We start from the raw sequence: 13,438 nt of genomic DNA, 5'->3' as shown, positions 1-13,438 counted from the left end.
GATCTGTCTCTACAGGTTTCAGAGCTCCTTCCCTTGCCCAGAAATACTACAGTCAGCAGTTCACCAATTTCCAAGGTGGAAAACTGGTTACCATTCAATTGGCATCTAATGATAGTAATCTTGCCCAAAGAGTGGGTATCGAACAACTGAAACAAGAAACTTCCGTTAACGGAAGTGCCGGATTTACTTTTAATACTGGTAAATTCACTGCAACAATCGATGGGTATTATATCAGCGTAAAAAATAGGATTGTTCTAACTGGAAACTTCTCAAGAGATGATCTCCCAATAGATGTTCAAAAAGATTACCCTTATATTGACCAGGCACAATTTTTTTCTAACGCCATTGATACCAAAACTAGAGGTATTGATCTAATCCTAAGCTATAATGAAAGTCTGGGCTCAGGAAAGATTACTGCCACTTTAGCTGGAAATTATAATGAGATGGAAATCACGAAGGTGAACACTTCAGAACAATTGAAGGGCAAAGAAGACATTTATCTCAGTGACAGAGAAAAAGCTTTTATTTTAGCTTCAGCTCCTAAAACGAAAATTAATCTTAATCTCAATTATAAAATCAATAAATTCAATGCCAATCTGCAGTTGGTAAGGTTTGATAAAGTGACTCTAATAGGCTATGACGAGACAGAACAGGTCTACAATCCAAAAGTAACTACAGACCTTTCATTCGGATATGAGTTTTCTAAAAACCTTAGTCTGACCCTTGGAAGTAAAAATCTTTTCAATAGATATCCAACACTTCAAACCACTCAGGTGACCTCAGGAAATACAGAGTCCGGAGGTATTTTTGATCCTGTCCAAATGGGATTTGCCGGAAGACAGGCATTTGCAAGACTTAATTTTAAATTTTAAAAAGGATAAAAGCTGGAAGAAAGAGGATGAAAGTTACTATTTGTTGGCTAAGCCACAGAATTATTTAATATTAATATTCTCTAAGAAGTATAACAGAGTTGATTTTTCTGCAGAAACTTCAACAACATCTTACTTCCAGCTTTTTATTTTTGTGAGATTTTATATAATTTACCACTATCCGTGACAGCATATAAACTGCCATCCATTCCGTTCAATACATCACGGAAGCGTTCTTTCTGATCTGCAAGCAGACGTTCTTCTCCTACAACTTTGTTATCTTTCATTACTATTCTGTCAATATGCTCTCCGCTTAGGCATCCAATAAACAGATTGCCCTTCCATTCATCAATATTCCCGGTATAGAATGTTATCCCACTGGGAGAAATCACCGGGTCCCAATAATAAACAGGTTGTTCCGTTCCTTCTCTCTGAGTAATTCCTTCCCCAACTTTATCTCCCGAGTATTCGATTCCATAGGTCACATCGCCCCATCCGTAATTTTTACCCGGTTGAATAAGATTGATTTCATCTCCTCCTCTCGGCCCCATTTCGACATCCCAAAGATTCCCCTGCGGATCTATAGCCAACCCTTGCGGGTTTCTTACACCATAAGCATAAATTTCAGGTTTATATCCCGGCTTTCCTATAAATGGATTTCCCGGTGAAGGCAGACCTTCTTTTGTAATTTTGATGATTTTACCTAAGTAATTATCTGTTTTTTGAGCATATGCTCTCGTTACTTTATCCGATCTTTCCCCCGTACTTATAAATAAGTTTTGATCCTTATCGAAAACTAAACGGCTTCCGTAATGCTTGTCGCCATCGTAGGAAGGTTCTGCCCGGAAAATCACTTTAACTTCCGAAATATTTTTAAGATCGGCAGATAGTTTTCCATTCGCTACAGAGGTTAAATTTCCTTTTCCAAACGGCTCAGAAAAACTGAAATAAATAATATTATTGGTTTTAAAATCAGGATCAAGCGCCACATCCAACATTCCGCCCTGTCCTTTTGGATCTACTTTAGGGAAACCATCTATCTTTGTAATTTGTTTTCCGTCTTTTGAAACAATATTCATATAGCCTCTTTTATCGGTAATCAGAAATCTTCCATCCGGCAAATTAATGATTCCCCAAGGCTTTCCTAAATCTTTAGTTAGTATTTCTACGCGATATGCAGTTTTTGTTTTTACTGCAGTAATTCTTGTTTGTCCTTTAAATGCGGGCTGGTATTCAGAATTAGGTTTTCCTGTTTCTACACTTCCGTCATTTCCGGTTTGCTGGGCGTTAACATGACTTTTTTTACATGAACATAAAATGAAGAAAACACTCAGAAACGAGATGCAAAATTGATTGATTTTCATAACATTATGATTAGGTGATTCAAAATGAATGGAAAAATAATGCCACAAAATTTGTGTATTTAAATTTTTATTCTACATTTGTAGAATAAATTACAAACTTGTAGAATGAAAGATATAAAACTTACTGATTCTGAAAAAGTACTTATGGAAATCCTTTGGGAAAAGAAGAGAGTTTTCATGAAAGACATTTTGGATTCTTATCCCGAACCTAAACCTGCAGCAACAACCACAGCTACCCTGTTGAAAAGAATGCAGAATAAGGATTTGGTAGGCTATACATTGTATGGAAATTCCCGCGAATACTATCCAAAAGTAGAGAAAGGGGAATATTTCAAGGAAGAAATGACTTCCATGATTGATCGTTTTTTCAATAGCTCTGTGAGTCAATTTGCATCATTTTTCACCTCCAATGCAAAGCTCAGCCAAAAGCAATTGAAAGAACTCCGAGACATCATAGACGAACAAATAAAAGAATAGTCATGTTATCTATTATTTTAAAAATAATCTTATGCTCTTTTATTTTCATTGCTGTATATCATTTGTTTTTGGAAAAAGAGAAGATTTATAGATTTAACCGATTCTATTTGCTGGGCTCATTGATCCTTTCCTACGTAATCCCTTTTATTACAATTACAATACAGGTATCAAAACCAATATCTCAACCACAACTAGTTCTTGAAGAAACAGCACAAAGAATTATATTGACTCATGCCGAGCCTGAAAGTTTTAATTGGATAAATATAGTATGGATCATATATGCTTTCGTCACGTTAATCCTGTTGATAAAAAGTATTTTGGCATTTGTTGCTATCAAAAGAATACAAGGAAAAGAGTGTATATATCAGAATCAAAAAGTTATACTAACACAAGAAAACTTTGCTCCATTTAGTTTTTGGAACACGATCTATATGGGCAAAGCGTATGTGAAAAATAACGAAATCGATCCGAGAATTTTTCTACACGAAAAAAGCCACCTTGATCAAAAACACAGTATAGATTTAGTTTTTATAGACTTTTTGAAAATTTTCACATGGTTCAATCCCATTCTTTTTCTTTATAGAAGAGCAGCGATTACCAATCATGAGTTTTTGGCTGATGAAGCTGTTTTGAGCAAGAGATTCAATAGGAAAGAATATCAGAATTTAATTCTTGACGAAATTATCAATAATGAAAATTGGGCACTCACCCATTCTTTTAATTTTAATAACACCAAAAAACGATTTATCATGATGAACGCAAAAAAAACCAAACTCAGCCTATTAAGGAAAACAGTAGGAATTACAGTTCTTATTACTTCTGTAGCTTTATTTTCTGAAAAAACGTATGCCAATGAAGTAATTAATATTGGAAATAACACTTTAAATAACAAAGCCGCAAATACTTCCGATGTCACTGCTCCAAAACAACAAGTTTATCCAACTGCATCAGCAATGAATTCTCATCCGGAAAAAACGTCTCAAGACATCCCTACTCCGGCATTAGCCGAATTAAAAAAAGAAAAACTAAAAACCATTCAAGATACAATCGCCCCAAAGGCAAAAACAGAAAACAACGAAGGTAAAAACACAAACACAGCAGTAAATTCCAATTCTAACAAAGATATGGTTGAAGCCCAATTTCCCGGGGGCTCCGGAGTACTCAGGGCCAAGATAGGGAATACCATGAATACTGCTATAATGGAATCTTTAAGCGGTACCATAACTTCCACAGCTTATATTCATATTGATAAAACAGGAAAAACAACTAATATAACAACATCTGGTAATAATGATACTTTCAATAAAGAGTTTCTTAGAACGATTACTTCCATAACTAATGAAATAAAATGGAATCCTGCCACCAAAAACGGCACAGCAGTCGATACTGTTCTAAAAATACCAGCAACGATGACTTTTGAACCATTTACCAAACCCTAAACTAAAAGAGGCGGTCTCAAAAGTGTCATTCTAAACATAAACTGAAAGTTTACGAACGTAGGTCAGAAATGCAGTGAAGAATCTCATATAATTGGTTGTCAAAGAGATTCTTCCTTCGTCAGAATGACAAAAGCCAAATAATTTGATTTTTGAGACAGCCTCTTTTTATCTTTATAGAGTTTTCAGTTTGTCTTTTATACCATGAATTAGAAAAGAAACAAAGTATACAACATCATTTAATCAGTGAAAATTTTGTTATCAAAATATTCATCTTCAAAACTTTATCAAGGCTAATAATTTCTTTCGTATTTTTGTTGTATACATCTTTTCTATGAATTTTAAGCTTCAATCAGAATATAAACCTACCGGAGACCAGCCACAAGCCATTGAAAAATTGACCGAAGGAATAGAGATCGGTGAAAAATATCAGACTCTTCTTGGAGTAACAGGTTCCGGAAAAACCTTTACCGTTGCGAATGTTGTACAAAATGTTCAGCGTCCGACTTTGGTTTTGGCCCATAACAAGACCTTGGCGGCACAGCTTTTTATGGAGTTTAAAGAATTTTTCCCCGAGAATGCTGTTGAGTATTTTGTAAGTTACTATGACTACTATCAACCGGAAGCCTATATTGCAACAACCGGAACTTATATTGAGAAAGACTTAAGCATTAACGAGGAGGTTGAAAAGCTACGTCTTTCTGCCACTGCAAGTCTTTTATCGGGAAGGAGAGACGTCCTGATCGTTGCTTCTGTTTCGTGTATTTATGGTATTGGAAACCCTACGGAATTTCATAAATCATTAATTTCCATTGCTATTGGAGAAAAAGTAACAAGAACCGCTTTACTTCATTCCTTAGTTAATGCACTATATGCCAGAACTCTTAATGAGTTTCAGCGAGGTACATTCCGTGTAAAAGGAGATGTGATTGATGTTTTCCCTGCCTATGCAGATAATGCGATCAGAATTCAGTTTTTTGGTGATGAGATTGAAAAAATTCAAAGTTTTGATCCTGTGACAGGAAATGTAGAGTCGAGTTTCGACCAGATTCAAATTTATCCTGCCAACCTGTTTGTTACTTCAAAAGAAACTTTAAACGGAGCGATCAGGGAGATTCAGGATGATATGGTAAAACAGGTAGATTTTTTTAATTCCATTGAAAAACCCTTGGAAGCCAAAAGACTTCAGGAAAGAACAGAATTGGATCTTGAGATGATTAAAGAACTGGGATACTGTTCCGGAATTGAAAATTATTCAAGGTATCTTGATGGAAGGCTTCCCGGGACCAGACCTTTCTGCCTGATAGATTATTTCCCTAAAGATTTTCTAATGGTTATTGATGAAAGCCATGTAACAGTTCCTCAGGTACACGCCATGTATGGTGGTGACCGAAGCAGAAAAGAATCTCTGGTGGAATATGGATTCAGGCTCCCTGCTGCAATGGATAACCGACCTTTGAAATTTGAAGAGTTTGAAGGTATGCAAAATCAGGTTATCTATGTTTCTGCCACTCCTGCGGATTATGAACTTGAAAAGACCGGAGGTGCCTATATTGAGCAAATTATCCGCCCGACAGGACTTTTAGATCCTATTATTGAAGTACGCCCTACATTGAATCAGATTGATGATTTGATGGAAGAAATCCAAAAAAGAGCTGATGCTGACGAAAGGGTTTTGGTAACGACTTTGACAAAAAAAATGGCCGAAGAGCTTACCAAATATTTTACAAAATTCGGGATCAGAACAAGATATATCCATTCTGACGTTGAAACCCTGGAACGTATTCAGATTATGCAGGATCTGCGTTTAGGTCTTTTCGATGTTTTAATCGGGGTCAATTTATTAAGAGAAGGATTGGATTTACCTGAAGTATCACTAGTTGCCATTTTAGATGCAGATAAAGAAGGAATGCTAAGAAGTAGAAGATCTATGATACAGACTGTAGGACGTGCTGCAAGAAATGTTAATGGAAAAGCAATTATGTATGCTGACAAAGTTACCAAATCCATGCAGGCGACATTAGATGAAACAGAATACCGTCGTGCTAAGCAAATGAAATACAATGAAGACAATGGTCTTAAACCTCAGGCATTAAATAAAAAGATTTCCGAAAACCTTGTTGGAAGAAGCAAAGATTTCCCGGATGAGAAATATACCCAAAAAGAAATTCTTCAAAAAGTAGCCGAAACAAAAGCAACCTATGCAGGAGAAGATATTGAGAAAATGATTGAGCAAAAGCAGAAAGAGATGGAAACCGCTGCTAAAAATCTCGACTTTATTAAAGCTGCCAAACTGAGAGATGAAATTGCAGCATTGAAAGCTTAATATTATGATATAAAAAAATTTCGGCGGCATCTTCGATGCCGCCGAAATTTTTTAAGTTATTAATAAATAGCTCTATTATCGAACGGATGCCCTGATCGGGATCAATAAATCCATTAACCCATTTATTTTTATTTCGTAAATAGTAGAAAGCTGCATTCCTAATTTTCCTTGAGGCATTCCTTTTCTGTGGAACCATTCAAGATAACTTATGGGTAAATCAGCAAGTATTATTCCTTCGTATTTGCCAAAAGGCATTTTAACAATACAAATTTCTCTTAATATTTCTGGGTTAATTCCTTCCAATTTTTAAATAATTTAAATTAATTGATCTCCAAGATCATTTTGATCAGGCAGTTCAAGATCAGGTGGTGTATTTTCATCCGAAAATTCATTTCTATAGACCTGTATCAGTAACAATGTTAATGAGATCAAAATAGGTCCAAAAATAAGTCCCATAAAACCAAATAGATTCATTCCCATGATAATTCCAAATACAGTATTTAATGGGTGAATATTTTCCAATTTCTTCAATAGAGTAAAACGTAAAAGGTTGTCCGTAAGTCCTACGATCACTACGCAATAAACTGCCAAACCTAATCCATTCGCAGTATTCCCTTCAGCAATCATAAAAATACATACAGGGATATACACAATCGCTGTTCCCACTACAGGAATTACTGAAGATGCCGCCGTCAAAGCAAAAAGCAATACTGCCCCAGGAGCTCCGAATATCAAATATCCAATAAGCGCAACGATACCCTGGCCAATTGCTACAACTGGAATACCAATAGCATTAGCCATAATCAGTTTTCGCATTTTATCTCCAATTAAAGAAATGTTAGCTCTTTTCAATGGAGCGGAAGAAGAAAGAATTCTCTCAAACAGTCTTGGTTTCTCCAACATAAAATAAAGAATAAAATACATAGACATCACCACTGTCAAGGTATTGAATGTCCCACTGAGTGCTGATGTAGAAATTCTTCCCACCGAACTTTTCAGTTTATTCATATTCTCCTGGCTCAAAATATCAAAACCAACTTCGGCATAGATATAGGAATGTATTTTATCTAAAAACACATTGAATTTGGTCATATAAGCCTGTGCATTACCCAATTTATCAATAACCAGGTCTGCAATAAAATAAATAGGTAAAATAAGAATAATAAGACTAGCAAACATCAGTGTTAATGCGGCCAATGAAGGTTTCCATTTCTTTTCTTCCTGAAGATAAAAGTTATATTTTCTACAAACCACATAAATAGTAATAGCACCTAATACTGAAGGAATAAACAATGCCAGATTAAAACAAATTAATCCCGCCAGTACCAAAATAATAACCAGTAACGAGATCTGTTTTATGGCAAAACTGCTTATTTGCTTGTCTTTATTCATCAATTTCTAATTAGTATTCACTACGGCTTATACATAATCTGTCTTGGCTTCCCTAAAAAGGCACAATATGCAGAATACATCACAACCATCATAAATGGTGCTGTTAAAATAACTCCAATACCGCAAAGAATAATACCCGCTATCGAAATGATCATTCCTAAGAAACTGGTTAATAATAATGTCCCATAGTTTTCCTTTGCAATATTGAAAGATTTCCCTAAAGCCTCAGTAGCAGATGCATTTTCAAATAATAAAATCGGATAGCCCAGCAAAAGGAAAGGATAAACAAAGAAGAAAGGAATGAAACACAGAGATATTGAAATCGCTGAAATAATCCCGGAAAGGAAACTGTAAATTAAAATATTTACAAAATTCTGGCGATATCCAATAAATAAATCAGAAAACTCAATCTGATTTTTAGTATTGAATTTATTAACTATATAAATTAATCCCACATACAGAGGTGCTAATAAAAGTCCTAAAAGACTTGATAATCCCATATACATTGAAAACCCTGGAGCATTCCAATAGTTAAAACTGGAATAATCACCTGAAGTTCTCATTTCATCCATTACAGAAGCAGAATTGAAGCCTGAAACAGACTGGATAATATATCCTCCAAGTAAATAAATTACCATGGCAACAATTCCATAAAGGAAAACCCCTTTATACATTTCAAAAGCGTGAGAAATAATTGACCCCGCATCTCTATTAGGAACAGAACCCTGCTGATCAAATTCGTTAAATTCAGACATAGTTTAAATATTTAATGATTTTACCAAAATTAACTTTTTTTGGTAGAAAAACATTATTAAACCAATGTAAATTTTAACTTTTCTCAGAAAATATAGTTTTATAAAGTGAATAAATCATGGCATTCCAAAAAGGAAACGTAAAAAGTCCTCCGACAAGAAACAGTGTGAACCCAATGTATTTAAACAAAATAGCGACAACTATACAAACCATAATTTCAACAAAATACATCTTAAGAGCCTTAAAATTGAGAGCAATAGCTTCAAAAATTCTTTTATTGGCAAAGAACATCAATGGTGCTACAAATATAGTTGTGCCCACCCAAATCACTGCTAAAAATACAGTAGGCATCGTAACTCTGAAAATCATAAACCAAAAAAGATAGTATCCCAGATACTTAAAAAAGTTAATACCATTATATCCTACAAATAAATCGCCAAGTTCAGGTTTTTCATTAAGATCAAATTTTCTGAAAATTTGAAACATTCCAAGATTCAAAGGGTACAAAAATGCAGTAGTTGCCGAGATCGCTAATGTAAACATTTGATAATTTTCAGTGGCACTCAGTTGCGCAATCTTTTCCATATAGACTTTCGTTCCTTCTTTTAAAGCTTCCGTTAATACCTGATTTTGCTCCCATATTCCGTATTTGTCCCCGAAAAAAAACAATGAGGTAAGTAATATTCCGAAAAAGACCATTGAAAACATCAACTGAAAAACCAGTGTCTTATTCCAATAAAAAAAAGCCTGCTTCAATATAAAATCTATTCCCGGTTTCTGAGGATATTTGCTCTGCATCATAAAAATTTTATGCAAAAGTAAACATCAATAATTATTTTTGCGAAATGTTTTCAGTGAATCATCAAAAATTTATGGAAATGGATGAACTTTCTCTTCAGAAAGTTCCCTATTTCTTTGTCATAGACTTTCTTTCCGAGAATGTTGAAATATATAAGGAGAATGAAATAGAAAAATCAGGATTAATTATTGATTTTCAACATTTTTCAAATACAAAACCCCAACAAAAACTAACTAAAAAAATAGAATGGAAATCGTTCCCCGAATCGCTGGAAAGTTTTAAAATAGGATTTGATAAAGTTCAGAAAAATATTCGCCTTGGAAATTCTTATTTGGTAAACTACACTAGAAAAACAAAAATTCAGACGAATTTAAGCCTCGAAGAAATTTTTTATCACTCAAATGCGAAGTATAAACTTTTTTATAAAGATTTTTTTGTATTTTTTTCTCCTGAAACTTTTGTAAAAATCATTGACAGTAAAATTTTGACCTATCCCATGAAAGGCACTATAGATGCTTCGTTGGAAAATGCAGCAGAAATTTTAAAGAATGATAAAAAAGAAAAAGCAGAGCATTATACGGTAGTAGATTTACTCCGAAATGATTTGAGTATGGTGGCAGATCATGTAAAAGTTGATCAATTTCAACACATTGACCTTATCAAAACAAAACAAAAAGATTTGTATGCCATGAGCTCTGAAATTTCAGGATTATTAAAGCCTGAATTTGATGGGAAAGTGGGAAGCATTATGCAAAAATTACTTCCTGCAGGCTCTATTTTAGGAGCTCCCAAACCGAAAACACTGGAAATAATTCTGAATGCAGAAGGATATGAAAGAGGATATTATACAGGTATTTGCGGGTGGTTCGACGGTAAAAATGTCGACAGTTGTGTAATGATACGTTTTATTGAAAAGGAAGGAGACCAACTTTTTTTTAAAAGCGGAGGCGGTATAACGCACATGAGTAAATTAGAAGACGAGTATCAGGAAATGAAAAACAAAATTTATGTCCCAATTCATTGAAAGCATTAAAGTAGAAGACCAGGAAGTTTTTTTATTGGACCTCCATCAAAAACGTGTAAACCAAACATTTTCCCATTTTGGAAAAGAAGATTCTATTGACCTGGCCAAAATCTACAAAAACCTGCAACATGATGAAGATGGTCTTTTTAAACTAAGAATCGCTTATGATTTGGATAAAAAAATCCGAACTCAAATGATTCCTTATGCCATTCCCGAAATACAGGATTTTCAGCTCGTAGAAAACAACAGCTTCGACTATTCGTTTAAGTTTGAAGATAGAAAAGAGCTGGATAAAATGAAAATGAAATCCAAAGCCGAAGAAATCATTATTGTTAGAAATAATCATATTACTGATACTTCCTTTTCCAATCTTTTATTTTTAAAAGGAAAAGATTGGTTTACCCCTACAACTTATCTTTTGAACGGGGTACAAAGACAACAACTTTTAAAACAAAAGAAGATTAAAGAAACTGAAATTACTTTACAAAATATAAAGCAATTCAGTCACTTCCAAATTATTAATGCGTTAAATGATTTCGACGACATGTTCATTTACCCTATTGATAGAATTATCAATCTGCCAGGAAATGAAGAATATATGGAACTTTAATGAGTATGAACAATCAATTGACTAATCTGTGTTTTCAGAGAATTAGTCTTAGCCTTAGAAAAATATAAACCCCCATTAAGTTTGATTACTTAATGGGGGTTTATATTTGCTTTTGTCTGCCACTATATTTTATTTCATAAACTCAAAATAAGACTTCAACACATCCGCACTATTCTTTCCATATGTGTTCACTTCCAGAATTTTTGGCTGCACATCAGGTTTGAAGAAGTTTTCCAACACTCTGTCCAGTGTCAGCTCATCCTCTACCCTAATATAAGAGAAACCAAAATGCTTGGCCAAATGCTCAGCATTCTTTTTATGTTTTGTTGCAATAAATTCATCTAATGTATTGGGGTTGGCATTTCCGGGGCCAGGAATAATCTTAAAGATATTTCCTTCTCCATTGTTAAAAATCATAATCCTTACAAAAGGTGGAATATATTGATTCCAAAGACCATTTATATCATAGAAGAAGCTTAAATCTCCTGTAATCAAAAGAGTAGGACTTTCATTTTTAATGGCGAAACCCATTGCCGTGGAAGTAGAACCATCAATTCCACTGGTTCCTCTGTTACAATACATTTTACTTTTACCAAAATCAAATAACTGTGCATATCTGATTCCGGAAGAATTACTGAAATGAATATTATAATTTTCAGGAATTATTTGTGAAGCTTTGTTGAAAAAATAAAAATCAGAAAATTCAATGGTATTCAAAAACTGCTCGTGTTTAGCATCTTTTTTATCCCTTAAAACATCCCAAAGATTGAAATAAGGTCTAGGTTCCAGATTAATAAATTTTAGTAATTTAGAAAAGAAAACCTCAGGTTTAACCTCAATTTTCTCTGTCAATGAAAAATAAGTATCCGGCTGCCATACTTCATCCAAATGCCAGTGTTGTTTTGGCCTTGCACTTCTAAGGAATTGCTTTACTTTCTTAGAAACCACATTCTGCCCCACTGTGATTAATAGATCCGGAGCATATGTTTTATAATCTTCTTCGTTAAAATTAAAAATGTAGCGATCAATATGCCTGAAAAACTTCTCATGATGCAAATTAGAATTAGCTTCACTTAGCACAACTACAGAATGGTTTTTGACTAATTGTGTTAACTGATTTTCCAATTCCGGGCTATAATCTCTGGTTCCTACCAACAACATAATTCTTTGAGAAGTATTCCATTCTGCGATTAAGTTTGATGGAATTTCATATTCTTTATGTTTGATTGTTTTTTCCACTGTTGGGAAAGTTGGAAGCTCCGATACCAATTCATACAAAGGTTCTTCTAAAGGAATATTAATATGTACCGGACCTTGCTTTTCAAAGCAAAGCTCAATCGCTTTTTTAATGATATCAAAATTAATATCTTCTGCATTTTCTTTACTGTCTTCCAAAAGCTGGAAGTCACCATAAGAATGCTGGTGAAAAACATCCTTCTGTCTGATCGTTTGCCCATCGAAAATATCAACAAAATCCGTAGGTCGGTCTGCAGTTAAAACCAAAAGCGGAACATTCTGATAAAAGGCTTCCGTGATTGCTGGATAGTAGTTAACAACAGCAGAACCACTGGTACAGGTAATTGCTACAGGCTTTTTTTCACTTTTTGCCATTCCCATGGCCACAAAAGCAGCACTACGTTCATCTACAATGCTGAAACAGTTAAAACTATCCACTTCTGAAAAGTGAATGGCCAAAGGAGCATTCCTTGATCCCGGTGAAATTACGATGTCTGCAATTCCGTACTGCTGAAGAAGATGTGCAAGTATTTGGATACTTCTCTTAGAAGAATATTTTTTCATACAGCAAATTTAACTTATAAATAATGATTTTAAAATCATTTAATTTAAAAAATATGTAATTTTGCTGTTCGTAAATTTCTAAAAATGGATAAAATACCTAGTGTAGACCTGCGTGATTTCCTTTCGGGTAACCCGGAACGCAAACAGAAATTTGTAAATGAAATCGGAAAAGCTTATGAAGAAATTGGTTTTGTAGCCTTAAAAGGCCATTTTCTTGATGATCAATTAGTAGAAGATTTGTATGGAGAGGTAAAAAACTTTTTTGACCAACCTGTGGAAACGAAACAAAAGTATGAGATTCCAGGAATCGGGGGACAAAGAGGATATGTAGGATTTGGTAAAGAAACTGCAAAAGGTTTCAAAAAAGGAGACTTAAAAGAGTTTTGGCACTTCGGACAATACCTGTCTGATGAGTCAAAATATAAAGAAGAGTATCCTGACAACGTAATCGTTGATGAACTTCCGAAATTCAACGAAGTTGGTAAAGAGGCTTATCAGATGCTTGAAAAAACAGGACAATATGTTTTAAGAGCATTAGCATTACACCTTGGTTTAGATGAATTTTATTTTGATGATAAAATCGCAGAA

General features: G+C 34.3%; 13 protein-coding genes. 7 read left to right on the top strand and 6 right to left on the bottom strand.

The window, feature by feature from the left end; genetic code table 11:
* A partial coding sequence (locus CW752_RS14880) for a TonB-dependent receptor domain-containing protein (RefSeq protein WP_117614372.1) occupies positions 1 to 872 on the top strand: 872 nt, incomplete at its 5' end.
* A 143-nt stretch (positions 873 to 1,015) separates the two neighbouring features.
* On the opposite strand, the gene CW752_RS14870 is transcribed toward CW752_RS14880, so the two are convergent.
* On the bottom strand, positions 1,016 to 2,233 hold the full coding sequence (locus CW752_RS14870; protein WP_101240490.1) for a PQQ-dependent sugar dehydrogenase: 1,218 nt from the start codon (positions 2,231 to 2,233) through the stop codon (positions 1,016 to 1,018).
* Between the two features lie 105 nt (positions 2,234 to 2,338).
* Here CW752_RS14870 and CW752_RS14865 point away from each other — a divergent pair, with 105 nt between their 5' ends.
* From CW752_RS14865 to uvrB, 3 genes are all read left to right on the top strand, one after another.
* A complete protein-coding gene (locus CW752_RS14865; RefSeq protein WP_101240489.1) occupies positions 2,339 to 2,710 on the top strand; it encodes a BlaI/MecI/CopY family transcriptional regulator in 372 nt (123 codons plus the stop codon).
* A gap of 2 nt (positions 2,711 to 2,712) precedes the next feature.
* Positions 2,713 to 4,149, top strand: coding sequence for a M56 family metallopeptidase (locus tag CW752_RS14860; RefSeq protein ID WP_101240488.1), 1,437 nt, complete (start codon positions 2,713 to 2,715; stop codon positions 4,147 to 4,149).
* A gap of 331 nt (positions 4,150 to 4,480) precedes the next feature.
* Positions 4,481 to 6,472 carry an excinuclease ABC subunit UvrB gene (uvrB, locus tag CW752_RS14855; RefSeq protein WP_101240487.1) on the top strand — a complete coding sequence of 664 codons (1,992 nt, stop codon included), beginning with the start codon at positions 4,481 to 4,483 and terminating at the stop codon, positions 6,470 to 6,472.
* 75 nt (positions 6,473 to 6,547) lie between these two features.
* Here the strand turns inward: uvrB and CW752_RS14850 are convergent, their stop codons facing one another.
* From CW752_RS14850 to CW752_RS14835, 4 genes are all read right to left on the bottom strand, one after another.
* Positions 6,548 to 6,766 carry a DUF3820 family protein gene (locus tag CW752_RS14850; RefSeq protein WP_101240492.1) on the bottom strand — a complete coding sequence of 73 codons (219 nt, stop codon included), beginning with the start codon at positions 6,764 to 6,766 and terminating at the stop codon, positions 6,548 to 6,550.
* A 21-nt stretch (positions 6,767 to 6,787) separates the two neighbouring features.
* On the bottom strand, positions 6,788 to 7,864 hold the full coding sequence (locus tag CW752_RS14845; protein ID WP_101240486.1) for an AI-2E family transporter: 1,077 nt from the start codon (positions 7,862 to 7,864) through the stop codon (positions 6,788 to 6,790).
* A gap of 20 nt (positions 7,865 to 7,884) precedes the next feature.
* Positions 7,885 to 8,619: a beta-carotene 15,15'-monooxygenase gene (locus CW752_RS14840; RefSeq protein WP_101240485.1), complete on the bottom strand. Its 735-nt coding sequence runs from the start codon at positions 8,617 to 8,619 to the stop codon at positions 7,885 to 7,887.
* Between the two features lie 73 nt (positions 8,620 to 8,692).
* Positions 8,693 to 9,415, bottom strand: coding sequence for a hypothetical protein (locus CW752_RS14835; protein ID WP_228401801.1), 723 nt, complete (start codon positions 9,413 to 9,415; stop codon positions 8,693 to 8,695).
* A 47-nt stretch (positions 9,416 to 9,462) separates the two neighbouring features.
* Between CW752_RS14835 and CW752_RS14830 the strand changes: the two genes are divergently transcribed.
* A complete protein-coding gene (locus CW752_RS14830; RefSeq protein ID WP_101240483.1) occupies positions 9,463 to 10,440 on the top strand; it encodes an aminodeoxychorismate synthase component I in 978 nt (325 codons plus the stop codon).
* Complete coding sequence (locus tag CW752_RS14825; protein ID WP_101240482.1) at positions 10,424 to 11,050, top strand: aminotransferase class IV; 627 nt, start codon at positions 10,424 to 10,426, stop codon at positions 11,048 to 11,050. Before CW752_RS14830 ends, CW752_RS14825 begins: the two co-directional genes overlap by 17 nt.
* A gap of 129 nt (positions 11,051 to 11,179) precedes the next feature.
* On the opposite strand, the gene menD is transcribed toward CW752_RS14825, so the two are convergent.
* Positions 11,180 to 12,850, bottom strand: coding sequence for a 2-succinyl-5-enolpyruvyl-6-hydroxy-3-cyclohexene-1-carboxylic-acid synthase (menD, locus tag CW752_RS14820; RefSeq protein ID WP_101240481.1), 1,671 nt, complete (start codon positions 12,848 to 12,850; stop codon positions 11,180 to 11,182).
* Between the two features lie 84 nt (positions 12,851 to 12,934).
* Here menD and CW752_RS14815 point away from each other — a divergent pair.
* Positions 12,935 to 13,438: isopenicillin N synthase family dioxygenase (locus tag CW752_RS14815; RefSeq protein ID WP_185117644.1), on the top strand; the 504-nt coding region annotated here is incomplete at its 3' end.

It is taken from the genome of Chryseobacterium sp. PMSZPI (assembly GCF_002835665.1).
Taxonomy (GTDB): domain Bacteria; phylum Bacteroidota; class Bacteroidia; order Flavobacteriales; family Weeksellaceae; genus Chryseobacterium.
The sequence above is the reverse complement of the archived record's forward strand: the minus strand, read 5'-3'. Positions and strand labels throughout refer to the sequence as shown.